Below are 26,624 nucleotides of genomic sequence, written 5' to 3'. Positions count from 1 at the left end.
ATGCGAGCCTAATTTGTTGAGCAATCCTGTCGGTGTGTAGCGTGGCTGACCTAGCAATCGCACCAGCATGGGGAGATGGCAATGTCCACAGACGTGGAGCAGCGCGCCGCAGGCCGCGCAGACAGGGCCGCGACGCGACCGAAGAAGTCCAACGGGCAGTGGAAGATCGACGGCCGCGAACCGCTCAACGGCAACGAGGTGTTCAAAGCCGAGGACAACGGCCTCAACGTCCGTGCACGGATCGAAGAGGTCTACGCGAAGTCCGGCTTCGCGTCGATCGACCCCGATGACCTCCACGGCCGCTTCCGCTGGTGGGGTCTCTACACCCAGCGCAAGCCGGGCATCGACGGCGGGCGGACCGCCACCCTCGAGCCGCACGAGCTCGAGGACGAGTACTTCATGCTCCGCGTGCGCATCGACGGCGGCAGGCTCACGACCGAGCAGCTGCGCACGATCGCCGACATCTCCAACGAGTTCGCCCGCGGCACCGCCGACCTCACCGACCGGCAGAACATCCAGCTCCACTGGATCGCGATCGAGGACGTCCCGGAGATCTGGCGACGACTCGAAGCCGTCGGCCTCCAGACCACCGAGGCCTGCGGCGACGTCCCCCGCGTCATCCTCGGCTCACCCGTGGCCGGCATCGCCGCCGATGAGCTCATCGACCCGACCCCGGCGATCGAGGAGATCTCCCGGCGCTACATCGGGGATGAGAGCCTGGCGAATCTGCCGCGGAAGTACAAGACCGCGATCACCGGGCACCCCAGCCAGGACGTCGTCCACGAGATCAACGACTGCTCGTTCGTCGCCGTCGAGCATCCTGAGCACGGCATCGGCTACGACCTCTGGGTCGGCGGGGCACTGTCGACCGTTCCCCGCTTCGCCGAACGCCTCGGCGCCTGGGTCGCCCCCGACCAAGTCGTCGAGACCTGGCTGGGCGTGACAGAGATCTTCCGCGACTACGGCTACCGCCGCCTGCGCAACAAGGCCCGCCTGAAGTTCCTCATGGCCGAATGGGGTCTGGAGAAGTTCCGCGAGATCCTCGAGACCGAGTACCTCGGCTACCGCCTCGCCGACGGCCCGGCCCCCGCGAAGCCGCTGACCGAAGGGGACCATGTCGGCGTCCATCGCCAGGCCGATGGGAAGTACTACATCGGGGTCAGCCTCATCGCCGGCCGCGCTTCGGGAACCCTGCTCGGACAGATGGTCGACATCGCCGAGAAGTACGGCTCGACCCGGCTGCGGACGACCCCGCACCAGAAGATCCTCTTCCTCGACATCCCCGAGGACGACATCGATGCCGTCGTCGCCGACCTCGACGCGGTCGGTCTCTCGAGCCGCAAGGACCTCTTCCGCCGCTCGACGATCGCGTGCACGGGCATCGAATTCTGCAAACTCGCGATCGTTGAGACGAAGCAGACCGCCGCGGACACCATCGCGACCCTCGAAGCGCGCCTGGCCGAGATCGACCTGCCGCACCCGATCAGCCTCCACCTCAACGGCTGCCCGAACTCGTGCGCGCGCATCCAGACTGCCGACATCGGACTCAAGGGCCAGCTGGTGACCACCGACGACGGGGAGCAGAAGCCCGGGTTCCAGGTCCACGTCGGCGGGGGACTGGCCTCGAGTGACCGCGATGAGGCCGGCCTCGGCCGCACCGTGCGCGGCCTCAAGGTCACCGCGGACGATCTCAGCGACTACGTCGAGACCCTCGTGCGCCGCTTCCTCGCCGGTCGGTCCGAGACCGAGACGTTCTCCGAGTGGGCACACCGAGTTGACGATGAGGAGCTCGTATGACGAAGACCCAGTCCACTGACACCCAGACCGCCGGCACTCAGCCGACCACGACCGCCGAGGCCGCGGTGACGCCGCCTGCCAAGCGCTCCCTCGAGGAGCTGCGCGCCCTCGCCGAGGCGGGTGCCCGCGAGCTCGCCGGTGACCCCGAGAACGGGGTGCCCGAGGCGAGTCCGGCCGACGTCATCCGCTGGGTCTCGAAGCACGTCGACGTCCGCGCCGCCGCCGTGGCCTGCTCGATGGCCGATGCGGCGCTGCCGCACTACGTCGCGCAGTACCTGCCCGGCGTCGACGTGCTCTTCCTCGACACCGGCTACCACTTCCCGGAGACGTACGAGACCCGCAACGAGGTCGCCCGGACGATGGACGTGCGCATCGTCGACGTCCTCCCCGAGCAGACCGTGGCCGAGCAGGACGCCGAATTCGGTGCCGAGCTCTTCGCCCGCGACCCGGGCCTCTGCTGCGCCCGCCGGAAGGTCGCGCCCCTGAAGAAGTCGCTGTCTGGCTACGAACTCTGGTTCACCGGGGTCCGCCGCGACGAGGCGCCGACACGGGCGAACACCCCGTTGGTGACCTTCGACGAGAAGAACGGCCTCATCAAGGTCAACCCGGTGGCCGCGTGGTCCTTCGACGACCTCCTCGACTACGCCGGTGCCTTCGGGGTCCCGGTCAACCCCCTCCTCAACCAGGGCTACCCGTCGATCGGGTGCCAGCCCTGCACACGCAGGGTCGCCCCCGGAGAGGATCCGCGGTCCGGGCGCTGGGCAGGTTTCTCCAAGACAGAATGCGGGCTGCACGTATGAGCATCGACACCACCACACCGACGACCCTCGACGTCCTCGAATCCGAGGCCATCCACATCATCCGCGAGGTCGCCGCCGAATTCGAGAAGCCGGTCCTCCTCTTCTCCGGCGGCAAGGACTCCGTGACCGTCCTCCACCTCGCGGCCAAGGCGTTCTGGCCGGCGAAGATCCCCTTCGGCCTCCTCCACGTCGACACCGGGCACAACTTCCCGGAGATACTGAACTACCGCGACCGCACGGCAGAGCGCTACGGGCTCGACCTCACGGTGGCCAAGGTCCAGGACTACATCGACGACGGGCGGCTGCGCGAACGCGCCGACGGCACCCGCAACACCTTGCAGACGCAGCCGCTCATCGACGCCATCGCCGCCGGAGGGTACGACGCCGTCGTCGGCGGGGCCCGCCGCGACGAGGACAAGGCGCGGGCGAAGGAGCGCATCATCTCCCTGCGCAACGAATTCGGCCAGTGGGACCCGAGCAACCAGCGCCCCGAGCTGTGGAACCTCTACAACGGCCGCCACGTCAGCGGTGAGCACGTGCGCGTGTTCCCGATCTCGAACTTCACCGAACTCGACGTGTGGACCTACATCGCCCGCGAAGGCATCGAACTCCCACCCCTCTACTTCGCCCACGACCGGGAGGTCTTCTCCCGCGACGGCATGTGGTGGGCGACCGGGGAGTTCTCCCAGCCGCGACCCGGCGAGGACGTCGTCACCCGGTCCGTGCGCTACCGCACGGTCGGGGACATGAGCTGCACCGGAGCGGTCGAATCGACTGCCGCCGACATCGCCTCCGTCGTCGCCGAGGTGGCGGTGACCACCGTGACCGAACGCGGCGCGACCCGCGCCGACGACAGGATCTCCGCCGCCGCCATGGAGGACCGGAAGAAGGACGGATACTTCTGATGACGACTGTTGCCCCCACGACCACGAAGACGCTGCTGCGGTTCGCCACCGCCGGCTCCGTCGACGACGGCAAATCGACCCTTGTCGGACGCCTCCTCCACGATGCGAAGGCGATCCTCGCCGACCAGCTCGCGGCCGTGACCGCGACGAGCGCCGAACGCGGCTTCGTCGGCGGCGAGTTCGACTTCGCCCTCCTCACCGACGGCCTCCGGGCCGAACGCGAACAGGGCATCACGATCGACGTCGCCTATCGGTACTTCGCCACCGACCGCCGCTCGTTCATCCTCGCCGACTGCCCCGGACACGTCCAGTACACCCGGAACATGGTCACCGGCGCGACGACCGCCGACGCCGTCGTCGTCCTCATCGACGCCCGCAACGGCGCGACCGAGCAGACCCGCCGCCACCTCACCGTCGTCCACCGCCTCGGCATCCGCCACGTCATCGTCGCGATCAACAAGATCGACCTCCTCGACTACGATGAGGCCGCCTTCGCCGAGGTGGCCCGTGAGGTCGGTGTGATCACCGAGGAGATCGGCCTCGAGGCACCCCACCTCATCCCCGTCTCCGCGCTCGCCGGGGACAACGTCGCTGCCGCCTCGGCGAACACCCCGTGGTACGAGGGTCCCTCCCTGCTCGAACTCCTCGAGACCCTGCCGAGCATCGAGGAGGACCAAGCCGACCTCGAGCCCTTCCGCCTCGACGTCCAGTCCGTGCTCCGCCCGCAGGGCGGACTCGCCCCCGGACTCGATCCCGAGGACTTCCGCGACTACCGGGCCGTGACCGGGCAGATCACGTCGGGACGGGTCCGCGTCGGCGACGAGATCGACGTCCACCCGGCCGGGATGCGCACGAGAGTGACCGGCATCGACACCGCCGACGGCCCGCTCGAATCCGCCGGAGCCCCGCTCTCGGTGGCGCTGCGGCTGGCCGACGACATCGACACCGCCCGCGGCAGCGTGCTCGCCGCCGCCGGCAGCCTGCCGCCTGTGCGCAAGACCCTGCGCGCCGAGGTCTTCCCCTTCACCGCCGCAGGCCTCCGCACCGGCGACCGAGTGCTCGTCAAGGCCGGGACGACGACCGTCAAGGGCATCATCGGCATCGAATCCCGCCGGAACCTGCTCACGAACGCATCGGAACCCGCCGAGGTGCTCGCCGGCAACGACATCGGCGTGGCCGAGGTGCGGCTGTCCGCGGCGCTCACCCTGCCCGACTTCCGCATCCACGGCCGTGCCGGAGGATTCCTCGTCATCGACGAGCAGACCGGAGCGACCGTGGCCGCCGGCATCCACACCCCCGCCGAGGAGGACGAAGGATGAGCATCGACCGCTTCGCCCCCGGCAGCGTCCTCCTCGTCGGCGCGGGACCCGGGACCCTCGACCTGCTCACGGTTCGGGGACTGCGCGCGCTCGAGACCGCCGACGTCATCGTCGCCGACCGCCTCGGCGCCCGCACCGTCCTCGACGACCTCGCCGCCGAACGGGGAGAGCCGCTGGACGCGGAGATCATCGACGTCGGCAAGACCCCCGGACACCACCCGGTGCCGCAGCAGCGGATCAACGAGATCCTCGTCGAACAGGCCCGCGCCGGCCGCCGGGTCGTGCGACTCAAGGGCGGGGACCCGTTCGTCTTCGGCCGCGGGAGTGAGGAGCTCGCCCACCTCCGGGAGGCAGGGATCGTCGCCCAGGTGGTCCCCGGCGTGACGAGCGCGAACTCGGTGCCCGCGGTGGCCGGGATCCCGCTCACCCACCGCAGCCTGGCTACGACGTACACCGTCGTCACCGGCCACGACCAGCTCAGCGACCTCGGCGGGGGACGCGACCACACCGTCGTCGTCCTCATGGGCATCGGGACGCTCACCCACTCGGCGATGGTGCTCGCCCGCGGCGACCGCGGCGGCGACTGCCCCGTCGCGATCATCGAGGACGGCTACGGCAAGAACCAGCGGGTGACGGTCGGGACGCTGAATACGATCGCCTTCCAGGCCGCACACCGGGGTGTGCGCTCACCGGCCGTCGTCATCGTCGGCGACGTCGTCCGGCTCAGCCCTTACGCCGCCGGTGCCTTCGACCAGAACCACCGACCAGCCCTGACGAGGACCCCATGACCTACATCATCGCCCAGCCCTGCGTCGACGTGAAGGATCGGGCCTGCATCGAGGAATGCCCCGTCGACTGCATCTACGAAGGCGAACGCAGCCTCTACATCCATCCCGACGAATGCGTCGACTGCGGGGCATGCGAACCCGTGTGCCCTGTCGAGGCGATCTACTACGAAGACGACGTGCCCGAGCAGTGGGAGTCCTACTACACCGCCAACGTCGAGTTCTTCGAGACGATCGGCTCTCCGGGAGGTGCCGCCGGCTTCGGCGTGAGCACCTTCGACCACCCCATCATCGCGGCCCTGCCGCCGCAGAACACCGAGGAGTGAGGGCAACTCCCTCACGACCCCGACCCTGACCGGGCACACAGTCGATGTGCCCGACGACGACTGAGGAGAACCATGACCCGTCCTTTCCGTGTGGCTATTGTCGGTGCCGGTCCCGCTGGGATCTATGCGGCTGATCTGTTGACGAAGGCTGAGCGTGATTTCGAGGTGAGCATCGATCTCTTCGAGCGACTCCCAACCCCGTTCGGTCTGGTCCGCTACGGAGTGGCTCCGGATCATCCGCGGATCAAGGGCATCATCAACGCCCTGATCAAAGTCCTCGACCGGGGAGACATCCGCCTGTTCTCCAACGTCGACTACGGCACCGACATCACCTTGGACGAACTCACCGACCGGTATGATGCGGTGATCTTCTCCACCGGGTGCATCACGGATGCGCCTCTGAACATTCCCGGCGTCGACCTTGAGGGCTCGTTCGGGGCGGCGGACTTCGTCAACTGGTACGACTCGCACCCGGATGTCTCCCAGTCCTGGCCGCTCGAGGCCGAGTCCGTGGCGGTGATCGGGAATGGGAATGTGGCCTTGGATGTGGCCCGGGTGCTGGCGAAGCAGGCCGATGACATGCAGGTCACGGAGATCCCGGATCATGTGTATGAGGGTCTGAAGTCCTCGAAGGTCACCGACGTCCATGTGTTCGGCCGCAGGGGTCCGGCACAGGCGAAGTTCACCCCGCTCGAGCTGCGGGAGCTCGGGCATGTGCCGGATGTCGACATCATCGTCTATCCGGAGGACTTCGAGTTCGATGAGGGGTCGATGGAGGCGATCGAGTCATCGAATCAGGTCAAGCAGGTGGCGAAGACGCTGACCGATTTCACGCTGCGTGAACCGACCGGTGCGAGCAGGCGGCTGCATCTGCACTTCCTCCATGCCCCGACAGAGATCCTCGGCGATGGGCAGGTCGAAGGTCTGCGCACCGAGCGTCAGGAGCTCGACGGGACGGGCAACGTCCGCGGCACGGGCGAGTTCGTGGACTGGCCGGTACAGGCGGTCTACCGCGCCGTCGGCTATGCCGGCTCAGCACTGCCGCAGCTGCCGTTCGATCCGCGCCAGGGTGTCATCCCCAACCATGAGGGGCGTGTCGTCGACACCTTGGATCAGGCCGAAGCCCCGTCTGCTGATGTGGTGGCGGGTGTGTATGCGACCGGCTGGATCAAGCGTGGTCCAGTGGGTCTGATCGGGCATACGAAGGGTGATGCTCTGGAGACGATCGGGCATCTCATCGCTGATCGTGGTGCGGGTGTTCTGTCGGAGCCGGTGTTTCCCGAGGAGTCGGCGATCGTCGACCTCCTCGAGTCCAAGGGTGTGGATTTCGTGGATTGGGAGGGGTACCACCGGGTCGAGGCTGCCGAGAAGGCCGCTGGTGAGGTTCGGGGTCGTGAGAGGGTGAAGATCGCCACCCGTGAGGGGATGCTCGCCGCCGCCCGCGATGCCGCGCGCGCCCAGTCCGTGAGCTGATCCACTACGAGAAGTAGCCGTTGCGGTACCCGTACTCGACGGCGTCCCGGCGGTTGCGGACCCCGAGCTTGCGGTAGATCGCGGAGAGACGGTTCTTCACCGTGCCCTCGGCGAGGGAGAGATCGGCGGCGATGCGCGCGAGCGGTGTGGCCTTCTCGAGTCGGTAGAGCAGATCGAGCTCATGGGAGTCGAGCAGACGGTTCTCCACCCTGGCCTCCGACATCGTCACCGGCAGATCGAGGAGACGCGCCCGCAGCTGGGCTCCGGTGACCGGGGACATCGCGAACGTGTCGGCGATCCACTCCCACTGCGGGAAGTCGACGGTCATCTCGACGAAGTACGACCGGAGGTCGCTCGGCAGCAGCGCGAAGGGCAGGACCGAACCGGAGACGACACAGTAGTCGAGGGCGTTGCGCACATCGGCCAGTGCCGCCGCCTCGCGGCCGCGGCGGACGAGGGCTGCTGCACGCAGTGCCAGGGCCGCGCCCTTCTCCCGTGGGTCGGTGCCGGTGATGAGCACCTGGGAGGTGAAGGAGTCGACGACGTCGTGCTGGCCGAGGGCGAAGGCGACACGGGCGCGGGAGAGACCGTGTTCCCGGTCGAGTCGGGACGCCTTCGACGCGAGCGCCTGCGCCTCCCGCAGCGCTCCGGTCGCCACGGAGAGCATCGTCGTCAACGAGAACGTCGACCCCATCACCTGCGGTTCATGACCGGCCATCGGGGACTCCGGGGCCAGCGCGTGCTCCTTGAGATAGAGCTCCGCATTGCCCGAGTACATCGCGTGCAGGGCCTCGCCGTAGCGGAAGACGCCGGATCCGCGATGGGCGGGGGAGAGGGTGCGCGCGAGCGCGATCGCCGCGGCGGAGGCGACGAGGTCGAGCTGGTCGAGGGCCCGGTGCAGGCGCGGGGTGTTGGCGATGTAGTCCGTCTGCAGGGTGTGGAATTCGAAGCGGGCCCGCAGCTCGTCGTAGCGGGAGAGCACCTGCTCGCTCTTCGGGCCGAAACCCGCAGCGATGTAGCCGACGGCTGCCACCGCGAGTGACGGGAGCAGAGGGAAGGGCTCGAAGGGGAGGATCGATTCGGCGATGACGACGGCGCGTTCGACGAGGTGCAGGCCTCGGCGGACGTCCCCGGTACGAGCGAGATCGAGGCCGCGCTCCATGAGGAGACGGGCATCGTAGAGGCGCGAGAGCGAGCCCGAGCCGGACTGCCGGGCGAAGATGAGCTCCATGCCCGCCTCGGCGGCGGCCACTGCGCCGTCGAGATCGCCGTGCTGCCGGCGGTCGCGCATGGTCCGCAGGGTCATCACCGCCACCTCGTCGGCGGTGAAGTCACCGTCGTCGAGGCGCGCCCTCTCCTGCTCGAGAGTGGGGACGTCGAGGCGGTCGAAGGTGACGAGCGGAAGGACCTCACGCGGGTCGGTCGATCCCGTGCGGTTGCTGATGTTCGCGATCTCTCGGGCCGCGCTCTGCGCTTCGGCGAGGACGAGCGACCCGCGGACGACGGAGGCGGGGACGGAGAGGATCGTGTGGACGGCGGCGACGAACTCCGGGTAGAAGACGTTGAAGCCCCGCTCCGACCACACCTCGGTGAGCAGAGACCACGCCCCGAGATCGCCGATGAGGGCGAGCAGCGCATCGGGACGCACCGTGCCGACGTCGAGGAGGGAGCGGTGGGACTCCTCGAGCTCGAGTCCGAGCGCCTGCCTCGGCGAGATCCGCCCCTCCGGGGGATTCGGACCGATCCTGCGGGCCACGGCACGGATGAGGCCCGGCATGACATAGCTGCCCGCGTGCTTCGGGCAGAGGCTGAGCACCCCGGTGAAGACGAGTTGGGAGGTGAGCTCGTCGGCGCTCGGGACGGCGTCGTCGGGTGCCTCGCCGATGCGGGGGATCGCGCGATGGGCGAGCGCGATGAGGGGCGCCTCGATGGTCTCGACCTGCGCGACGAGGAGGAAGAGGCGCACGGCGGGGGAGTCCCAGTCGAGGGAGTCCGCATCGAGGGAGAACGGGGCGAGCAGGGTGCTGTAGTCATCGGCGGCGACGGCGTCGAGCGCGACCCGTGCGCGCTGGGCGCCGCTGACGACGGTGCGGGCGAGGCTGATATGACCGGCGGTGAGGTCGAACAGCGTGCGGACGGTCTCCTCCGACAGCGTCCCAGCGGTCAGTCCGGCCGAGAACTCGGCGAGATCGTCGATCCGCTCACCGAGGATCGCGTCGAAGGGGCCGGGCTCGGGGGAGGAGTGCGTCGGGGGATGGGGGATCACCTGTGTGCCTTCGGTCGTGCGTGAGGCGAACCTCGGCGGAGGCGCCGCGGCTCACTGGCGCAGCTGGGGAACGCTGCAGCTCCTGGGTCGGAGCACTTTCCAAGGCTACATTCAGCCGGGGCGCGAATCTGCGCGGGAAGCGCCGGGATGACCCGTCGGTAACCTTCGATGACGTCGATGTGACTTCGGGGTCGCAATTGTCCGGCAGGAATCCCTGCCGCCGGGCGGCCGGGCCCGCCGCGGCGGATGGGTGGTCCGCAGCCCCCGGGGCACGAGGGCTGCGGCTGACCTCACCGCGCGGCGGGAGCGTCGACGTCGGGGCGGGCCACGGTCTTCGCGAGGGCGTCGAAGGCCCGGATCGTCGGGAAGAGCTTCCGCGCGTCCTGCGGCAGCCCCCAGCTGGAGAGCTTGACGCCGACGAAGGAGGCTCCGGGGTTGATGTAGATCATCTGCCCATGGATGCCGAGCGCGAGGAAGGCGTGCGAGTCCGGGTACGGGAACCAGAACTGGTTGCGGTACATCCCGCCGGGCATCCGGTTGTCGCCGGGGCTGTCGGCGAATGCCTGCCTCGTGTCCTCGCTGCCGGTGAGCGTGTCGCCGATCCACGAGGTGGGGACGACCTGTTCGCCGGTGAGCGAGACGCCGCGATTCGAGTAGAGGTAGCCGAAGCGTGCAAGATCGCGCAGGGTGGCATTGATGCCGCCGTCGAACATTCCGACGCCGAACTGGTCGGTGGCGATGAGGGCGTCGCGTTCGGCACCGATGCGCGACCACAGCACCCGCGACATGAGCGTCTGCATGCTCTCACCGGCGACCTTCTCGCACACCCAGCCGAGCACGTCGGTCTCGCACGAGCGGTACTCGAACGGTCCGCCGTGCGGGGCCTTCTGCTCAAGCGTGCGCAGGTAGGCGTACATGCCCACCGCCTCGGGGGAGGGCTCCTCCTCCGACCAGCCGATGGCCCGCTCGATCTGCCGGACCTCGGACTCCGGGTCGAGGTAGTTCTCGGAGAACCGGATGCCCGAGCGCATGTCGAGGATGTCGCGCACCGTCGCTCCTGCATACCCGGACTCTGCGAGCTCGGGGACGTAGTCGGTGACGAGTCGGCTCGTCTCGATCTCCCCGGCGCCGACGAGGACCCCGGCGACCGTGCCCACCAGCGACTTGCTCACCGACATGAGGAGATGCTCGGTCTCCGGCCGCATCGCGCCGAAATACTCCTCGGTGAGCACGGTTCCCTGGTGGAGGACCATCCACGCGTCCGTGTCGCTCGACTCGATGACGCTGCGGACGCTGCGGGCCGCGGAGTACTCCGTCTCCGGGATCTCGATCCCGCCGAGATCCCGGAGGTCGACGGGGAACTGCGCGACCGGGCCGTCTCCGCGGGAGATCGGCGTCGTCGGCAGCACCTCGTCGACGTGCTGGAACGACCAGCGCACATGCTCGGCGTCCTGCCAGTTGTCCTTGTCGACGCCCTCACCGGAGTCGACCGGGATCGGCTCGGCGTGCGGGGCGAGCGACTCAGCGGGGTCGGTCGGGGCGACGACCGCCTCGGCGGAGGGACCGGCAGGAGCCGACCCTTCCGCCGCGAGGGCAGGGTCGGGCAGGGTCGGATCCGAAGACGCTTCGGTCACACTTCACCTCTCGATCTGTGCAGGGGTTGAGGACGAGACTATCAGTCGCCCTTCGCCCCCGGTCCGCCGATCGTCGGCGCGGGATCCTCCGCGGCGACGGGAACTCCGGCGTACATCGCACGGATCGAGTCGATGAAGTGCTTGGCACGGATGCTCAGGGACTTCTTGCCGTCGGCATCGACCTGGAGCGGGTTCTTCGTCACGAGGACACCGAGGTCGGCGCCCTTCCACCGGTACTCGCCGGCTCCGTAGATGCGGAGGAAGAAGACCTCGCTGCCGTTCTGCAGAGGATGCCAGTCGAGTGCTGCCCGCTTGTACGTCAGCGTCCCGTACTGGTCGAGGAAGTACTGTCCGGTCAGCGGCGAGTGCGTGATGTACTCGGTGATCGGCGCGGTCTCCTTGATGACCATCTGGCTCCACTCGTCGGCTCCGGAGAGCTCCTCCCACCGTTCGTTGATCTCGTCGACGTCGAGGTCGAACTCGACGTCGAGGTACTCGAGGAGGTGGAAGAGGAAGAGCGGAACGTCGGCGTAGGCTCCCGCGGTGACGTTGGTGATCGCCGAGGCTCCGGAGATCCGGGGGTTGAGCTCGCCGAGGTAGACGTCGTTGGTGTCGAGATCGACGAGGACGTCGACCTCGAAGAACCCGCGGTAGCCGCGCTTGCGCAGGCCTTCGCCCATCCGGCGGACGAGCTCGCGGGCCCGCCCGCGCTGGTCGGCGGTGAGGACATCGGGCGTCATCTCGTTGCCGCACCAGCCGCCCTTGTAGGGGGTGAGCTCGGGGAATCCGGCGAGCTCTGTGAGGAACGGGCCGACGACGACGCCGCTGCTCGTGATCACGGCCTCGACCGCCACAGGCGTGTTGTTGATCCGCTTCATCACCTTGAGCTGCTCGCCGATGATGTCGTCCCGGTGCTTGTCCCATTCCTCCTCGGAGGCAATGAAGAACGTCGTCTTGCCCGAGTCCCCGTAGGGGGTCTGCACGACGAGGTCGGTGCCGAGACCGGCCTCCGTCGACGCCTTCGTCAGCTCCTCGTACGTGTCGGTCGTCGTGAGGACGTTGGGCACCGAGTAGGCACCGGCTTCGTTGCCGAGCTTCGTCGTCTCGATCTTCGAATCCAGCTGGTTGCGCAGCTTCGCCGAGGGGAGGATGAGGTCGTAGCCGAGCTCCCTGCAGATCCATTCGGTCTCCTCGTCGAAGAAGACCATGGCGACCTTCGGGCGCTCGCCGTGGGGGACGTTGCGGGTCATGTGCGCGCGGACCTCGGCGTTGAGCAGGAGCCAGTTGTTGATCGCTTCCCCTGATTCGAACTCGACGAACGGCTTGTAGCGGGGCGAGAACACGCGCGGGTGTCCCCCGTCCCAGCCGTCGTAGTACGTGATGTAGGAGAAGTTGCGGACCCAGCGGTCGAGACCGAGGAGGTTGAACGGGGTGGCGCCGATGAAGTAGATCGGCGTCTGGTTCGTACGGAAGAAGTGGCGGACCTCGGAGATGTTGCGCAGCGGGCGGCGCAGCTGGGCGCGGTCGGCCTCCTTTCCGGCGTAGGCGGCGTCGGTGCCGACGTGGACCTCGGCCTCGGCGGGGTCGGTGAGTCCGGGCTCGACGGGAGCGAGGGGCTCGACCGGGGCTGCAGCGGGTGCGGTCACCGGGGCCGCGGGTGCCGCGGCCGGGGCGGCCACCGATGCGGCGGCCACTTCGGCGGCTGGTGCCGGCGCGGGTGCGATGGGGGTGCCGGGAGCCGGCGGAAGGGCCGGTTCGACCGGGGCGGCCGGTGCGGGGGCCGCAGCGGCGGCCGGGGGAGCTGCGGCTGCCGGTGCTGCGGCTGCGGGTGCCGCAGCGGTGGCGGGGTCGGTCGCCGCCGCAGCGGGCACGGCGACTCCGTCCTTGACCGCCCGTCGCTTGGCCTCCGGAGCGGCGGGCGCGGTCGACTTCGCCGCCGGAGCCTTCGCGGCCGTCGACTTCTCAGCGGCAGACTTCGTCGCGGCAGTCTTCTTCGCTGCGGGAGCCTTCTTCGTCGAGGGAGCCTTGGCAGCCGTCGACTTCGTCGCAGTCGACGTCTTCGCCGCCGTCGACTTCGTAGTCGACTTCTTCGCCGCCGTGGTCGCCGTCGAGGACTTCGGCGTCGAGGACTTCGCCGCGGGCGTCTTCGCTGCCGAGGACTTCGCCGTGGAGGACGTGCTCGCGGCGGACTTCGTCGCCGCGCCCGTGGTCGGCTTCGCCGCCGTGCTCGCGCCCGTGGCCGGCTTCGCCGACGTGCTCGCGGCAGCCGGCGTCGTCGTCGACGATTTCGCCGGTGAGGACGAGTTCGTCTTCGCCGCGCCGCTCCTGCCGGCGGACGTGCTCGTGCTCGCCGGTGAGCTCTTCGCCGTCGAGGCGCTCTTCGCGGACCCCGACTTCGCCGTCGAGGACGTCTTCTTCGCCGTCGGACTCACCTTCGTCGTCGCCGTCTTCGTCGTGGGCTTCTTCGCGGCGGCCGATGTCGCCGTCGTCGTCTTCGCCGGAGGCTTCTTCGTCGCTGACGTCTTCGCAGCCGATGCGGGCGACTTCGCGGAGGTCGAGCCTCCGGACTCCTTGTTGCCGCGGGGGGCGGCGGACGATGAGCTCGAGGGGTGGTTCGTCATTGCAGTGCTCCTTAGGGAAACGCCCGACGCCGGGGTTTCGTCGGCTCTGCCGGGGCTTCGGGTGACGCCTACAGCAGATGTGATGGGGACAACTTATCTCAGTTTTCGACGCCTGAGGCCGATGGTGCACCAATTGGGTGAATGGGAAGCGAAATCGTGACCACGGGCGAGGGTTCCTTGACCGAAGTCGCCGATTCCGCGTGCCCGGGTCGGTGAAGTTAGGCTGGGGCGAGTACCGACCTTTGTCGAAAGAGAGCAGACATGCCGGTGAATGCCGACAAGCAGGGAACCTCGTACACCCTGCCGCGTCCCTATGACGTCTCCCGTGAGGCGATCGCCGAGTTCGCCCGCGCGACGAACGCGACGGCCGACTACCACTTCGACCCCGCCGCGGCTGAGGCCCTGGGGTACAGGGACGTCATCGCCCCGACGACGTTCGCCGTGATCATCGCGCAGCGCAGCGAGGCCGCCTACATCTCCGACCCCGACTCCGGCATCGACTTCTCGAAGGTCGTCCACGGCTCGGAGCAGTTCAGCTTCGCCCGCTCGATCGTCGCGGGCGACAGCCTGCGTGCGACGACCCACGTCGACGGCGTCCGTGCCGCCGGCGACAACGCCATGATCACCACCCGCACCGAGATCACCGATGCCGCCGACCAGCCGGTGGTCACGGTGACCTCGACCATCGTCGTGAGAGGAGACGGAGAATGAGCCTCGTCGACCTGTCCCAGCTGAAAATCGGCGACGTCGTCGTCGAGACCGAGATCCCGCTCTCACGCGCCTCGCTCATCGACTACGCCGCCGCGTCGGGCGACCACAACCCCATCCACTGGTCGGAGCGCTTCGCGCAGGAGGTCGGCCTCGAGGGCGTCATCGCCCACGGCATGCTCTCGATGGCCGTCGTCGTCTCCCCGATCGCCGAATGGCTCGGCGACCCGGGGGCCATCGTCGACTACCGCACCCGGTTCTCCGCCCCCGTCCTCGTCCCCGACGCAGAGTCGGGTCCGCCGTCGACGCCGACCACTGCGCTCACCCTCACGGCGAAGGTCGGCGCCGTCGACCCGGCCGTCGGCACCCTGCGCATCGACGCCACCGTCACCGCAGGCGGCACCGACGTGCTCAGCCGCACTCAGATCCGGGTCGGACGGTGAACCTCTCCGAGCTCACGACGTTCCACCTCGGCGGGCCAGCCCCGGACCTCACGGTCGCAGGCTCCCGGGAGGAGCTGCTCGCGTTCGCCGCTGACAATGCCCTCGACCCGAGCGCACCCCGGATGCCCGGCATCCTCCTCGTCGGCGGCGGATCGAATCTCCTCATCGCCGATGCGGGCTTCGCCGGTCCCGTCGGCGTCGTCGCGACGAAGGGCGTTGAGACCACGGAGCTCTCCGACACCCATGCCCAGGTGACCGCCGAGGCGGGGGAGGACTGGGACGACTTCGTCGCCGGCACGCTCGCGCAGGGTCTCACCGGGCTCGAGGCCCTCTCCGGGATCCCCGGATCGGTCGGGGCCACCCCGATCCAGAACGTCGGGGCCTACGGGACCGAGGTCGCCGAGCTCATCACCTCCGTCGAGGTCTACGACCGCGTCGCCGGGCAGATCCGTTCGCTGAGCGCCGCAGAGCTCGAGTTCGGATACCGCACATCACTGCTCAAACGCGCCCAGCAGGCCGCGGGCACCCCCGCCCACATCGTCCTCTCGGTGACGTTCACGCTCCAGCGCGGACCGGGATCTCTGCCGGTGCGCTACGCCCAGCTCGCCTCGGCGCTCGGGGTCGGGATAGGCGAGAGCGTTCCGGCCGCCGACGTCCGCGACGCCGTGCTCGCGCTGCGCCGGTCGAAGGGGATGGTGCTCGACCCGGACGACCATGACACGTGGTCGGCAGGGTCGTTCTTCACCAACCCGATCGTCGACGCGGAGGCCGCGCTGCCCGCGGAGGCTCCGCGCTTCCCGGCCACCGATCCCCTCAGCGGGGCACCGATCCCCGGGCTGACGAAGACCTCGGCCGCCTGGCTCATCGAGCGCGCCGGGTTCGACAGGGGCTTCGCCCTGCCGGGCGCTCGTGCGAGCCTGTCGACGAAGCACACGCTGGCTCTGACCAACCGCGGCGGGGCGACGACCGCCGACGTCCTCGACCTCGCCCGAACCGTCGTCGCCGGAGTCGAGGAGCGGTTCGGGATCGTCCTCGAGCCCGAACCCACCTTCGTCGGCGCGAACCTGTAGGCCTGGGCCCGGGGCCGGAACCCGGCCCCTCAGGCCGTCGTCCGGTCCTCCAGCCACGCGTCGATGTCGGCTCCGGCGGCCTCGCGCACGGACTCGGGGGCGGCCGAGATCGCGAACGAGTCACGGGCCAGGCCGGCGAGTTCGCCGGGGGTGAGACCTAGCTGCTCGGCGAACCGGTACTGGTCGACGAGTCGGGTGTGGAAGATGAGCGGATCGTCGGCACCGAGGGCGACCTTCGCACCCGCATCGAGAAGCGTCCGCAGCGGCACCTCATCGATGTCGGGGTAGACGCCGAGGGAGACGTTCGACCCCGGACACACCTCGAAGCCGACACCTGCCTCGACGATCTCGCCCAGCAGCTGCGGATCCTCACCGGCCCGGATCCCATGCCCGAGGCGGTCGGGGGAAAGGTCGCGGACGACCGAGCGGATGTGCTCGGGACCGAGCAGCTCCCCGCCGTGCGGGACCGAGAGCAGCCCGGCGCGGCGGGCGATGTCGAAGGCCCGGGCGAACTCCGCGGTCTCACCTCGGCGCTCGTCGTTGGACAGTCCGAAGCCGATGACGGTGCCCGGACCTTCACCGGCGTGGTGGGCGGCGAGACGGGCGAGCATCCGCGCATCGAGGGGGTGCCGGGTGCGGGAGGCGGCGACGATGATCGCCATCCCGAAATCGTCGTCGCTGGCCTTCGCCGCCTCGTCGAGGATGATCTCCAGGGCCGGGGTGATGCCGCCGACGAACGGGGCATACGAGGTCGGGTCGACCTGGAGCTCGAGCCAGCGGGACCCCTCGGCCCGGTCGGCTGCCGCCGCCTCACGGACGAGTCGGCGCATGATGTCCTCCCCGCGGACGACGCCGCGGGCCATGTCGTAGAGGCGTTGGAAGCGGAACCAGCCGCGCTCGTCGGGACTCAGTCCCGTGACCTTGTCGGCGAAGAGCTGATCGGACAGGCTCACGCCCGCCTCGGCGGCGAGGTCCTGCAGGGTGTCGGCCGACATCGAACCGGTGAAGTGCAGGTGCAGGTGTGCCTTGGGCAGGGACACGAGAGGGTCCGTCATCTGCCCAAGGATAGTCCGACGACCAGGGCGCATCCCTAGAATGGGTCCGTGTCGTCACCCCGTCTCCTCCTCCTGCTCCTCGTCCTCACCGTCGTCACCCTGCCCTGGGCGCTCTTCACCGCCCGTGCCGATCTGAGCTTCGGCCCCCATGAGGCGCAGTACCGCGTCACCGCCGATTCGCGGCTCACCCTCGACTTCGGGCCGCTGGGCACCCTCCTCGTCCCTGCCGGGGACTATCTGCCGCTCGGACTGGGGGTGAGCGTCGACATCGGGGAGATCCCCGTCTCCGGTGCCGCCGAGGACACGACCTCGGCCTCCGGCGGTGCCGCCGACAGCGGCGGAGGGACGATCGACGCCCTCGGTGGGGACATCGCTTCCTATGCCTCGCTCTTCTCCGCCCCGCAGGTCCAGATCGACCTCATCGTCGAGGGCCTGACGCGGGAGATCCTCATCCGCTGGGCGCTCGCGGTGTGTCTGCTCTCGGGAGCCGTCGTCGGCGGCATCCACCTGCTCGGACCGGCACGGATCGCCGCGCTGCGGCGGGGACTGGCGAGCCGGGAGCTCACGGCGATCGGCGCGGTCGTCGTCCTTCTCCTGTCCGGGGTGAGCGCCATCGCGCTCACCCGTCCGGAACCGCTGCGGCCGGACCCGGCGTTCGCGGGGACCCCGCTGGCCGGATCGCAGGTGACCGGCCGCCTCGGCGGGATCATCGACCAGGCGTTCACCGCGGTCAGGGACTTCTCCGAGGACAACGACGCCTTCTACGACGCCGTCCTCGCCGGCCTTCGCGGAGCGTGGAGCGAACGCCCCCTCAGCGGCGACTGGACCTCGCAGGGCATGGTGCCCCCGCCGGCAGGGAAGGCCGGCGTCTCGACCTTCGTGCTCAGCTCCGACGTCCACTGCAACATCGGCATGGCTCGCGTCGTCGGTGCGGTCACCCGGCTGAGCGGGGCCGACGCACTCATCGACGCCGGCGATGTGACGATGACGGGGACCTCGGCCGAGAACTACTGCATCGACGTCCTCGGGAACGAACTGCCCGAGGGACTGCCGCGGATGTTCGTCAAGGGCAACCACGACTCGCAGGAGACCGCCCGCCATGCCCGACGCAGCGGGTGGACGGTCCTCGACGACTCCACGGCGGAGCTCGCGGGCGTGCGCTTCTTCGGCGGTCCCGATCCGCGCCGGACGGTGTTCGGCTCCGGACCCCAGCTCGAGACCGAGCTGACCGCCGACGAATACGCAGCCCGGCTGCGCGACGAGGCGTGCACGGCCGACTTCGACGTCATGCTCGTCCACGACCCCAGGATCGTCCAACCGGCCCTCGACTCCGGGTGCGCGGACTACGCCCTGAGCGGACACTGGCACCGCACTGTCGGACCCGAGGCCTTTGGTCGGGGAGTGCGATACGTGAGTTCGACGACAGGCGGAGCGCTCGCGAACGCGCTCACCCCGGGTCCCTTGAAGATGGATGCCACGGTGAGCATCATCCGCGTCGACAACCGGACGAAGAGACCCATCGACCTCCAGATCATCACTGTCTCCCCAGGTGAGGAGGTCAGCATCGGTCCGTGGGTGCGTTTCCCCGAGCCGCAGCCCCTCGTCGCCGACCCCGTCGAACCGAGTGAGTAGGGGGCCACGGCACACGCGGACCGTGCTCGGTTCGACGGATCGCGGTGGGAGACGGTATGCTCGTTTCTCGTGGTTGGACACCCCCTCAGCTGGGGGAGTCGAATCGAAGGGGTGTGGCGCAATTGGTAGCGCAACGGTCTCCAAAACCGTAGGTTGCAGGTTCGAGTCCTGTCACCCCTGCGCAGTCGAAGCCTGCCGCGGCGATCACCGCCGGACAGAGCGCAGACTGACTGGCTGAGGCAGTTGAGCAGTCCCAAAGGATTCCGACCGAGTGAGGATGTGTGAGCGACACACCGGCAAAGAAGACAGGAAACGCGTCTGAGAACGCCTCCCGTCGCAAGCAGCTCGGATTCTTCGGACGGATCATCCAGTTCCTCCGCGAAGTCGTGGCGGAGCTGAAGAAGGTCGTCACCCCGACCCGCAAGCAGCTGGTCAACTACACACTCGTCGTGCTGGGGTTCATCCTCGTCATGATGGTCATCGTCACGGTCCTCGACCTCGTGTTCGGCAAGCTCGTCGGATTCGTCTTCGGCGGAACTCCGCTCTGGCCACTGTGGTGAGTCGCCCCGTGCGGCGATAACCTGGATACAAACAGCACATCCTTCGGACACGCAAGCCGTCCGACTACACGCGAAGCGAGGAATTGATCGGTGTCGGATACCAGTTCACCCGAACAGGACGCCCCTGAGACTGAGGTCGACGCGCCTGAGACCGAGACGGTCGAGGAGTCGACGACCGAGGCGACCGCCGACGTCGACGCGACCGCTGCCGATGAGGCACCGGCTGAGGACTCCGCCGCTGACGATTCCGCCGAGTCCGGCGACGACGTCGACCCTGCCGAGGAGTTCAAGGCCGAGCTGCGGATGCAGGAGGGCGACTGGTACGTCATCCACTCCTACGCCGGCTACGAGAACCGCGTGAAGCAGAACCTCGAGAACCGCGCCGTGAGCCTCAACCTCGAGGACTTCATCTTCGAGTCGCAGGTCCCCATGGAGGACGTCGTCGAGATCAAGAACGGTCAGCGCAAGCAGGTCCGCCGCGTGCGCGTGCCCGGCTACGTGCTCGTCCGGATGGAGCTCACCGACGAGTCGTGGGGCGCCGTGCGCCACACCCCGGGTGTGACCGGTTTCGTCGGCAACGCCTACGACCCGGTCCCGCTCTCGATCGACGAGGTCTTCACGATGCTCGCTCCCGTCTTCGAGGAGCGCCAGGCCGAAGCCGCCGCCGCTGAGGGCGTGGCCGCCGAGGCTGCGGCGAAGTCCGCCCCCATCACCGAGGTGGAGTTCGAGGTCGGCGAATCCGTCCTCGTCAAGGAGGGCTCGTTCGAAGGCCACCCCGCCACGATCCAGGAGATCCGCCCGGACTCCCAGAAGCTCACCGTGCTGCTGTCGATCTTCGAGCGAGACGTTCCCGTCGAGCTCGGCTTCGACCAGGTCTCGAAGCTCTGACCCGACCAGCGCACACCATCGCAGGGGCCCGGTTCCGACCGGGCCCCTGACGCGTTCTTCCACCCTGTGTTCCCGCTCACGACCATTTGCCCGAAGCCGGGCGAGCGTGGAATGATGGTGTGGTTTGATTGTCGGCCCTGTATCGGCAGGCCGGCATTGGATGATGCGCCGCGTTCTCTCGGCGCATGGACACTCTCAAGATTAAGGACCGCACATGCCTCCCAAGAAAAAGGTAGCCGGCCTCGTCAAGCTCCAGATTCAGGCAGGTGCCGCCAACCCGGCGCCTCCGATCGGTCCGGCGCTTGCCCAGCACGGCGTCAACATCATGGAATTCACGAAGGCGTACAACGCTGCGACTGAATCCCAGCGCGGGAACATCGTTCCCGTCGAGATCACGGTCTACGAAGACCGTTCGTTCACCTTCGTCCTCAAGACCCCGCCGGCCGCGGAACTCATCAAGAAGGCCGCCGGCGTGAAGTCGGGTTCGGCGACCCCGCACACCGTCAAGGTCGCGCACCTCAGCGCCGACCAGGTCCGCGAGATCTCCACGACGAAGATGCCCGATCTCAACGCCAACGACCTCGACATGGCCGATCGCATCATCGCGGGCACCGCTCGTTCGATGGGCATCACCACCGACATCGAGGTCTGAGACCAGACATCCCACTGTGGCAGGGCGGACGCAGCCCCGACCACGACTGCAAGGAGAGAAGCAGATGGCAAAGCGCTCGAAGGCCTACCAGGCCGCGGCTGAGAAGATCGCCGCAGATGTGAAGTACGAACCGGCTCAGGCGATCGACCTGGCCAAGGAGACCTCGGTGGCGAAGTACGACGCCACCGTCGAGGTCGCCCTCCGCCTCGGGGTCGACCCCCGCAAGGCGGACCAGATGGTGCGCGGCACCGTCAACCTCCCGCACGGCACCGGCAAGACCGCCCGGGTCCTGGTGTTCGCCGCCGGCGACCGTGCAGAGGCAGCCCGCGAAGCAGGTGCCGACTACGTCGGTTCCGATGACCTGCTGGAGAAGGTGGCCGACGGCTTCACCGACTTCGACGCAGCGGTTGCAACCCCCGACATGATGGGCAAGGTCGGACGTCTGGGCAAGGTGCTCGGTCCCCGCGGCCTCATGCCGAACCCGAAGACCGGCACGGTGACCATGGACGTCGCCAAGGCCGTGTCCGACATCAAGGGCGGAAAGATCGAATTCCGCGTCGACAAGCACTCGAACCTCCACTTCATCATCGGCAAGGCCTCGTTCTCCGAGCAGGCCCTGCAGGAGAACTTCGATGCTGCGATCGAGGAGATCCTCCGCCTCAAGCCGTCCTCCTCGAAGGGCCGCTACATCACGAAGGCGACCATCACGACCTCGAACGGTCCCGGCATCCCGGTCGACGCAGCCGCGCTGCGCGCCTGATTCCGACCGTGGAGTGATCCGCGCCTGAAGGGCGGGAAGTGAGTCTCTCACTTCCCGCCCTTCGTCGCATCTGCGCCTCTTCGCCTCCCACGGGTCCTCACGTGCGCCGGTGACCTTGCTCACGTTCGTCGCAGCCGATAGATTGGGATGACCCCAGTGACCTGCATGACGACCGCCGACGGAGGTGAAGCGGACTGCGATGAGCACGACACCGCTGCTGCACGACGACTATCAGCTCATCGTGCGTCGGGCCCACAGCGACCTCGCCGCACCCAACCCTGAGCGGCGCGGCGTCCCCGGGGTGCGATCGACGGTCCTCGAGTCCTGGACCCGTTCCCTCGTTCGACTCCGCGACCCGTCCGGCGTCCGTGCCCGGGTGGCCTATGAGGACGCTCAGCTCGCCGAGGTGCGCCGCCGTCATCCCTTCCACTCGATCATGCCGCTGCTGCGCTCTCACCTCATCGAACCGGCCACCGGCGCGGGCCTCCTCGTCGCCCTCGGCGATGAGCAGGGATGTCTGCTCTGGGTCGAGGGGGAGCGGTCCGTGCGCGAGCGTGCCGAGTCGATGGGCTTCGTCCCCGGCTCCGACTGGTCCGAGGATGCGATGGGCACCTCGGCACCGGGTCTCGCCCTCCAGTCCCGTTCGGCCGTCCAGATCAGCCAGGCCGAGCACTTCGCCAGCGACGTCCACGCGTGGAGCTGCAGCGCGGTGCCCGTCACCCATCCCGGCACCGGCGAGGTCATCGGCATCATCGACGTCACCGGGGGAGACGATGCCGTGTCCTCGATCGTCCTGCCCCTGCTCGGGTCGACCGCTCAGGCCGCCGCCGCAGGCCTCTCTCGGCTCTACCGCGCCGATGCCGCCGAGGTGGGGGACCGGGACTCCGCCGCCCGCGTCCGCCTCGCGGTCAGCGGTTCGGCTCCCGCCCTGACCGGGCCGGACGGCGCGCGCATCGAACTCTCGAAGCGCCACGCCGAACTCCTCCTCCTGCTCCACCGCAGCCCTGCCGGGCTGACCAATGCCGAACTCGCCGATCGGCTCTGGCCGACCGGAGGCAGCGACGTCACCGTGCGCGCGGAGATCGCGCGCCTGCGCAAGACGATCGCCACCCTCAGCGACCTCGAGGTGGCCGGACGGCCCTACCGCCTGGTCGGCGATCTCGACAGCGACGTCGACGCCGCCCATCGGGCCCTGGGCCAGGGCGACGTCGAGACCGCACTCGAGGCCTACCGCGGCCGGGTGCTTCCCGACTCCGACGCCCCCGGGGTGCGGGAGATCAGCGGCGAGCTCGAGGCGCTGCTGCGCGAGACCCTGCTCCAGGACGGGACCTGGCAGCAGCTGTGGCGCTTCGCCAGGCTGCCGGAGAACCAGTCCGACACCGAGGTGCTCATGGCCGTCCTCCGGCTCGCCCCGCCCGACGCCCCCGAGCGCACCGCCGCACTCGTCCGTCTCGAGGCGCTCGGCAGCTGAGGTCCCGCCTCGGCGATGCAACGCTCATGCAACGTTGCCCTCTGTAGCGTGATCGTCAATCGGGGATCACTCCCGAGGACATCGCAGCAAAGGAGTTGCCATGACGGTATACGCACGGCCGGGCGAAGACGGCTCTCTCGTCACCTTCAAGCCCCGCTACGAGAACTACATCGGCGGGGAGTGGGTGCCGCCGACGAACGGAAACTACTTCGACAATCCCACGCCCGTGACCGGCCAGCCCTTCACCGAGGTGCCCGCGAGCACTGCCGAGGACATCGAACTCGCCCTCGACGCCGCCCACGCCGCGGCCCCCGCATGGGGGAAGACCTCGCCGACGGAGCGGGCGAACATCCTCCTCCAGGTCGCCGACCGCATGGCGGAGAACCTCGAGATGCTCGCGGTCGCCGAGACCTGGGACAACGGCAAGGCCGTCCGCGAGACCCTCAACGCCGACCTGCCGCTGGCCGTCGACCATTTCCGGTACTTCGCCGCGGCGATCCGCACCCAGGAGGGCGGGCTCTCCCAGCTCGACGAGCAGACCGTGGCGTATCACTTCCATGAGCCGCTCGGCGTCGTCGGACAGATCATCCCCTGGAACTTCCCGATCCTCATGGCCGTGTGGAAGCTCGCTCCGGCGCTCGCCGCCGGCAACGCGGTCGTCCTCAAGCCCGCCGAGCAGACCCCGGCCTCGATCCTCGTCCTCATGGAGCTCGTCGGCGATCTGCTGCCGCCCGGCGTCGTCAACGTCGTCAACGGCTTCGGGCTTGAGGCGGGCAAACCGTTGGCCTCGAACAAGCGCATCCGCAAGATCGCGTTCACCGGTGAGACCACGACGGGCCGGCTCATCATGCAGTACGCCTCGCAGAACATCATCCCGGTCACCCTCGAGCTCGGCGGCAAGAGCCCGAACATCTTCTTCGATGATGTCATGGCCAAGGACGACGCCTATTGGAACAAGGCGCAGGAGGGCTTCACGATGTTCGCCCTCAACCAGGGCGAAGTCTGCACGTGCCCGTCGAGGGCGCTCATCCAGGAGGGCATCGCCGCGGACTTCCTCGAATCCGTCGTCGCCCGCACTGAGAAGATCGTCCAGGGCAACCCGCTCGACACCGACACGATGATGGGTGCGCAGGCCTCGAACGATCAGCTCGAAAAGATCGTCTCCTACCTCGACATCGGCAAGCAGGAGGGCGCCGAGGTCCTCATCGGCGGCGAAAGGGCCGAACTCGACGGAGACCTCTCCGGCGGCTACTACGTGCAGCCGACCATCTTCAAGGGCGACAACGGGATGCGCATCTTCCAGGAGGAGATCTTCGGCCCCGTCGTCTCGGTGACGACGTTCACCGACTACGACGACGCGATGCGCATCGCCAACGACACCCTCTACGGCCTCGGCGCCGGTGTGTGGAGCAGGGACGGCAACACCGCGTACCACGCCGGCCGCGACATCCAGGCCGGTCGCGTGTGGGTGAACAACTACCACGCGTATCCCGCGCACGCGGCGTTCGGCGGCTACAAGGCCTCGGGCATCGGACGCGAGAACCACAAGATGATGCTCGACCACTACCAGCAGACGAAGAATCTGTTGGTCAGCTATTCGGAGAACGCACAAGGGTTCTTCTGATGCCAGAGAACACTGCGGAAGTACTCGAATCAGCACCGACGCTCGAAGGTGAGAACCGTTCACGTGTGAAGATGACCCAGGCTGCCGTCGACCTTCTGGCGGGGCTGGTCGCCGAACACGGACAGCTGATGTTCCACCAGTCTGGGGGATGCTGCGAAGGCTCATCGCCGATGTGCTTTCCCGCGGGAGAATTCCTCACCTCGGACGCGGACGTGCGGCTGGGACATTTTGAGCTGCCGTTGCCCGACGGGCAACACTCGGGACTGGACTTCTGGATGTCGGCCGAACAGTTCGAATACTGGAAGCACACCGATCTGACGATCGATATCGTCCCCGGACGAGGAAGCGGCTTCAGCGTCGAAACTCCGACGGGCAAGCGTTTCATCATCCGTTCGGAACTGAGGGAGGGGTAGTCGAAGTCTCGCACAGGCCCACACCAGGGCATAAGAAGATTGCAATTGCATGAAACGGGGTGTCTCCCCGGACGCATCATCACAAAGGAGTAGAAGATGTCAGCTATGAAAGCAGCAGTAGTCACAGAATTCGGCAAGGACCTCGGCGTCGGTACCAGTAACGAGATTCCCGAGCCCGGTCGTGGTCAGGCGCTCGTCAAGCTCATCGCCTCAGGCGTGTGCCACACCGATCTCCACGCCGCTCACGGTGACTGGCCCGTCAAGCCGAAGATTCCGCTCATCCCCGGACACGAGGGTGTCGGCGTCGTCGAGAAGGTCGGTGAGGGCGTCACGGACGTCGAAGTCGGACAGATGATCGGCAATGCCTGGCTGTGGAGCGCGTGCGGCGAATGTGAGCACTGCCGGCAAGGCTGGGAGACGCTTTGCCAGAGCCAAACATACGGTGGCTATACCGTTGACGGCTCTTTCGGTGAGTACATGCTCGTCGACACGAAGTTCGCTGCACGGATTCCCGATGGGGCCGATCCCTATGAGATCGCTCCGGTTCTCTGCGCCGGCGTGACCACCTACAAGGGGCTCAAACGCACAGAGGTCAAGCCCGGGCAGTGGGTCGTCATCTCGGGCATCGGAGGACTCGGGCACATCGCTGTGCAATACGCCGTGGCCATGGGCATGCGCGTCGTCGCTGTCGATGTCGCCGATGACAAACTGGCCCTGGCCAAGAAACATGGTGCAGAGATCACGGTCAACGCTTTCGGAGAAGACCCTGCCGAGGTCATCCAGGAGAAGATCGGCGGCAGCCATGGCGTCCTCGTCACTGCCGTTCACCCGTCTGCTTTCGGACAGGCCATCGGAATGACTCGTCCTGGCGGAACGATCGTCTTCAACGGTCTGCCGCCCGGCGACTTCCCGGCCCCGATCTTCGACATCGTTCTCAAGGGGCTGACGATTCGCGGTTCGATCGTCGGAACCCGTCAGGATCTGCAGGAAGCCATTGACTTCTACGCTGCCGGGAAGATCCATCCGACGTTCACCAAGCGGCCGCTCGAGGACATCAACGCGATCTTCGACGAGATGGAGCACGGAAAGATCGACGGACGCATCGTGATCGAATACTGACGAATCAGCCAACCCCGCACCGAACTACCTGACGGCGGCTCAGCAACCTCGCGCGAGGTTGCTGAGCCGTGTGTTGTCTTGTCACTTATCGGACAGTGTTCGTACCGACTTATCGGACAGTCTCGGTAGTCACTTCTCGGACACCGGGTGGGTTTTTCGCAGTGATTCAACTCCCGAGGGCAGACGACCACGGTCTCCGTTGACGAACCTGCCGATCTTGGTGACGTTGAGGTGGCGCTGCTTGGGCAGCGGCAGATCAATGGTCGCGATGAGCTCACCGTAGGGGACGAGATAGAACTCGAG

At 68.0% G+C, this 26,624-nt stretch carries 24 protein-coding genes and 1 tRNA gene; 21 read left to right on the top strand and 4 right to left on the bottom strand.

All coding sequences use genetic code 11. From position 1 onward, the window contains the following. Positions 1-81 precede the first annotated feature (81 nt). The 7 genes from AAHA49_RS17095 (at position 82) to AAHA49_RS17065 (ending at position 7,405) form a co-directional block, all read left to right on the top strand. Complete coding sequence (locus AAHA49_RS17095; RefSeq protein ID WP_342039092.1) at positions 82-1,797, top strand: nitrite/sulfite reductase; 1,716 nt, start codon at positions 82-84, stop codon at positions 1,795-1,797. Further along, positions 1,794-2,597, top strand: coding sequence for a phosphoadenylyl-sulfate reductase (locus tag AAHA49_RS17090; RefSeq protein ID WP_227007272.1), 804 nt, complete (start codon positions 1,794-1,796; stop codon positions 2,595-2,597). Before AAHA49_RS17095 ends, AAHA49_RS17090 begins: the two co-directional genes overlap by 4 nt. Then, the gene (gene cysD / locus AAHA49_RS17085) at positions 2,594-3,502 is read left to right on the top strand and encodes a sulfate adenylyltransferase subunit CysD (RefSeq protein ID WP_342039091.1); all 909 of its coding nucleotides are present in this window, start codon (positions 2,594-2,596) and stop codon (positions 3,500-3,502) included. Before AAHA49_RS17090 ends, cysD begins: the two co-directional genes overlap by 4 nt. Continuing rightward, positions 3,502-4,821, top strand: a complete 1,320-nt coding sequence (locus AAHA49_RS17080; RefSeq protein ID WP_144588019.1) for a sulfate adenylyltransferase subunit 1 — start codon at positions 3,502-3,504, stop codon at positions 4,819-4,821. The genes cysD and AAHA49_RS17080 overlap by 1 nt, the downstream gene beginning before the upstream one ends. Beyond that, complete coding sequence (cobA, locus tag AAHA49_RS17075; protein WP_119296349.1) at positions 4,818-5,609, top strand: uroporphyrinogen-III C-methyltransferase; 792 nt, start codon at positions 4,818-4,820, stop codon at positions 5,607-5,609. Before AAHA49_RS17080 ends, cobA begins: the two co-directional genes overlap by 4 nt. After that, positions 5,606-5,932, top strand: coding sequence for a ferredoxin (fdxA, locus tag AAHA49_RS17070; protein ID WP_063249194.1), 327 nt, complete (start codon positions 5,606-5,608; stop codon positions 5,930-5,932). The genes cobA and fdxA overlap by 4 nt, the downstream gene beginning before the upstream one ends. Before the next feature lie 72 nt (positions 5,933-6,004). Continuing rightward, a complete protein-coding gene (locus tag AAHA49_RS17065) occupies positions 6,005-7,405 on the top strand; it encodes an FAD-dependent oxidoreductase (protein ID WP_063249193.1) in 1,401 nt (466 codons plus the stop codon). Between the two features lie 4 nt (positions 7,406-7,409). Here AAHA49_RS17065 and AAHA49_RS17060 read toward each other — a convergent pair whose 3' ends face one another. From AAHA49_RS17060 to AAHA49_RS17050, 3 genes are all read right to left on the bottom strand, one after another. Then, positions 7,410-9,671 (bottom strand): response regulator transcription factor, encoded by a 2,262-nt coding sequence (locus AAHA49_RS17060; RefSeq protein WP_063249192.1) that lies wholly within the window; start codon positions 9,669-9,671, stop codon positions 7,410-7,412. 290 nt (positions 9,672-9,961) lie between these two features. After that, on the bottom strand, positions 9,962-11,305 hold the full coding sequence (locus AAHA49_RS17055) for a serine hydrolase domain-containing protein (RefSeq protein ID WP_222064871.1): 1,344 nt from the start codon (positions 11,303-11,305) through the stop codon (positions 9,962-9,964). Positions 11,306-11,346: 41 nt separating this feature from the next. Next, positions 11,347-13,176 carry a biotin carboxylase gene (locus tag AAHA49_RS17050; protein ID WP_144588017.1) on the bottom strand — a complete coding sequence of 610 codons (1,830 nt, stop codon included), beginning with the start codon at positions 13,174-13,176 and terminating at the stop codon, positions 11,347-11,349. Positions 13,177-13,189: 13 nt separating this feature from the next. Here AAHA49_RS17050 and AAHA49_RS17045 point away from each other — a divergent pair, with 13 nt between their 5' ends. The 4 genes from AAHA49_RS17045 to AAHA49_RS17030 all read left to right on the top strand — a co-directional run bounded on the left by AAHA49_RS17045 (position 13,190) and on the right by AAHA49_RS17030 (position 16,147). Next, the gene (locus tag AAHA49_RS17045; RefSeq protein WP_144588015.1) at positions 13,190-14,086 is read left to right on the top strand and encodes a hypothetical protein; all 897 of its coding nucleotides are present in this window, start codon (positions 13,190-13,192) and stop codon (positions 14,084-14,086) included. A gap of 101 nt (positions 14,087-14,187) precedes the next feature. After that, on the top strand, positions 14,188-14,637 hold the full coding sequence (locus AAHA49_RS17040) for an FAS1-like dehydratase domain-containing protein (RefSeq protein WP_063249189.1): 450 nt from the start codon (positions 14,188-14,190) through the stop codon (positions 14,635-14,637). Continuing rightward, positions 14,634-15,077 (top strand): MaoC/PaaZ C-terminal domain-containing protein, encoded by a 444-nt coding sequence (locus AAHA49_RS17035; protein WP_009379115.1) that lies wholly within the window; start codon positions 14,634-14,636, stop codon positions 15,075-15,077. Before AAHA49_RS17040 ends, AAHA49_RS17035 begins: the two co-directional genes overlap by 4 nt. Next, on the top strand, positions 15,074-16,147 hold the full coding sequence (locus AAHA49_RS17030; protein WP_342039090.1) for a UDP-N-acetylmuramate dehydrogenase: 1,074 nt from the start codon (positions 15,074-15,076) through the stop codon (positions 16,145-16,147). Before AAHA49_RS17035 ends, AAHA49_RS17030 begins: the two co-directional genes overlap by 4 nt. Positions 16,148-16,176: 29 nt before the next feature. On the opposite strand, the gene AAHA49_RS17025 is transcribed toward AAHA49_RS17030, so the two are convergent. Continuing rightward, positions 16,177-17,202, bottom strand: coding sequence for an adenosine deaminase (locus AAHA49_RS17025; protein ID WP_063249187.1), 1,026 nt, complete (start codon positions 17,200-17,202; stop codon positions 16,177-16,179). Positions 17,203-17,250: 48 nt separating this feature from the next. Here AAHA49_RS17025 and AAHA49_RS17020 point away from each other — a divergent pair, with 48 nt between their 5' ends. The 10 genes from AAHA49_RS17020 to adhP all read left to right on the top strand — a co-directional run bounded on the left by AAHA49_RS17020 (position 17,251) and on the right by adhP (position 26,321). Next, complete coding sequence (locus AAHA49_RS17020; RefSeq protein ID WP_063249186.1) at positions 17,251-18,834, top strand: metallophosphoesterase family protein; 1,584 nt, start codon at positions 17,251-17,253, stop codon at positions 18,832-18,834. A gap of 107 nt (positions 18,835-18,941) precedes the next feature. Beyond that, a tRNA-Trp gene (locus AAHA49_RS17015) sits at positions 18,942-19,014 on the top strand. Positions 19,015-19,115: 101 nt separating this feature from the next. Continuing rightward, a complete protein-coding gene (secE, locus tag AAHA49_RS17010) occupies positions 19,116-19,394 on the top strand; it encodes a preprotein translocase subunit SecE (protein WP_009379120.1) in 279 nt (92 codons plus the stop codon). A 90-nt stretch (positions 19,395-19,484) separates the two neighbouring features. Next, positions 19,485-20,282: a transcription termination/antitermination protein NusG gene (gene nusG / locus AAHA49_RS17005; protein ID WP_009379122.1), complete on the top strand. Its 798-nt coding sequence runs from the start codon at positions 19,485-19,487 to the stop codon at positions 20,280-20,282. A 214-nt stretch (positions 20,283-20,496) separates the two neighbouring features. Continuing rightward, the gene (gene rplK / locus AAHA49_RS17000) at positions 20,497-20,934 is read left to right on the top strand and encodes a 50S ribosomal protein L11 (protein WP_009379129.1); all 438 of its coding nucleotides are present in this window, start codon (positions 20,497-20,499) and stop codon (positions 20,932-20,934) included. Between the two features lie 64 nt (positions 20,935-20,998). Beyond that, entirely contained in the window at positions 20,999-21,694 is a 696-nt protein-coding gene (gene rplA / locus AAHA49_RS16995) for a 50S ribosomal protein L1 (protein ID WP_009379130.1), read from the top strand. A 199-nt stretch (positions 21,695-21,893) separates the two neighbouring features. After that, on the top strand, positions 21,894-23,165 hold the full coding sequence (locus tag AAHA49_RS16990; protein WP_063249185.1) for a helix-turn-helix domain-containing protein: 1,272 nt from the start codon (positions 21,894-21,896) through the stop codon (positions 23,163-23,165). Between the two features lie 100 nt (positions 23,166-23,265). Further along, positions 23,266-24,789: an acetaldehyde dehydrogenase ExaC gene (gene exaC / locus AAHA49_RS16985; RefSeq protein ID WP_342039089.1), complete on the top strand. Its 1,524-nt coding sequence runs from the start codon at positions 23,266-23,268 to the stop codon at positions 24,787-24,789. Further along, positions 24,789-25,202, top strand: a complete 414-nt coding sequence (locus tag AAHA49_RS16980) for a DUF779 domain-containing protein (RefSeq protein ID WP_172706987.1) — start codon at positions 24,789-24,791, stop codon at positions 25,200-25,202. Before exaC ends, AAHA49_RS16980 begins: the two co-directional genes overlap by 1 nt. Positions 25,203-25,298: 96 nt before the next feature. Beyond that, positions 25,299-26,321 (top strand): alcohol dehydrogenase AdhP, encoded by a 1,023-nt coding sequence (gene adhP / locus AAHA49_RS16975; protein ID WP_259786990.1) that lies wholly within the window; start codon positions 25,299-25,301, stop codon positions 26,319-26,321. The last annotated feature ends 303 nt before the right edge of the window (positions 26,322-26,624 follow it).

The organism is Brevibacterium ammoniilyticum, from assembly GCF_038429965.1.
GTDB classification, from domain to species: Bacteria; Actinomycetota; Actinomycetes; order Actinomycetales; family Brevibacteriaceae; genus Brevibacterium; species Brevibacterium ammoniilyticum.
The sequence above is the reverse complement of the archived record's forward strand: the minus strand, read 5'-3'. Positions and strand labels throughout refer to the sequence as shown.

Coding starts and splice junctions, on each gene's coding strand:
- adhP (WP_259786990.1), top strand. CDS start 25,299: ATGTCAGCTATGAAAGCAGCAGTAGTCACAGAATTCGGCAAGGACCTC.
- AAHA49_RS16980 (WP_172706987.1), top strand. CDS start 24,789: ATGCCAGAGAACACTGCGGAAGTACTCGAATCAGCACCGACGCTCGAA.
- fdxA (WP_063249194.1), top strand. CDS start 5,606: ATGACCTACATCATCGCCCAGCCCTGCGTCGACGTGAAGGATCGGGCC.
- AAHA49_RS16990 (WP_063249185.1), top strand. CDS start 21,894: ATGAGCACGACACCGCTGCTGCACGACGACTATCAGCTCATCGTGCGT.
- AAHA49_RS17090 (WP_227007272.1), top strand. CDS start 1,794: ATGACGAAGACCCAGTCCACTGACACCCAGACCGCCGGCACTCAGCCG.
- AAHA49_RS17080 (WP_144588019.1), top strand. CDS start 3,502: ATGACGACTGTTGCCCCCACGACCACGAAGACGCTGCTGCGGTTCGCC.
- AAHA49_RS17040 (WP_063249189.1), top strand. CDS start 14,188: ATGCCGGTGAATGCCGACAAGCAGGGAACCTCGTACACCCTGCCGCGT.
- rplA (WP_009379130.1), top strand. CDS start 20,999: ATGGCAAAGCGCTCGAAGGCCTACCAGGCCGCGGCTGAGAAGATCGCC.
- cobA (WP_119296349.1), top strand. CDS start 4,818: ATGAGCATCGACCGCTTCGCCCCCGGCAGCGTCCTCCTCGTCGGCGCG.
- AAHA49_RS17035 (WP_009379115.1), top strand. CDS start 14,634: ATGAGCCTCGTCGACCTGTCCCAGCTGAAAATCGGCGACGTCGTCGTC.
- AAHA49_RS17025 (WP_063249187.1), bottom strand. CDS start 17,202: ATGACGGACCCTCTCGTGTCCCTGCCCAAGGCACACCTGCACCTGCAC.
- AAHA49_RS17095 (WP_342039092.1), top strand. CDS start 82: ATGTCCACAGACGTGGAGCAGCGCGCCGCAGGCCGCGCAGACAGGGCC.
- AAHA49_RS17065 (WP_063249193.1), top strand. CDS start 6,005: ATGACCCGTCCTTTCCGTGTGGCTATTGTCGGTGCCGGTCCCGCTGGG.
- exaC (WP_342039089.1), top strand. CDS start 23,266: ATGACGGTATACGCACGGCCGGGCGAAGACGGCTCTCTCGTCACCTTC.
- rplK (WP_009379129.1), top strand. CDS start 20,497: ATGCCTCCCAAGAAAAAGGTAGCCGGCCTCGTCAAGCTCCAGATTCAG.
- cysD (WP_342039091.1), top strand. CDS start 2,594: ATGAGCATCGACACCACCACACCGACGACCCTCGACGTCCTCGAATCC.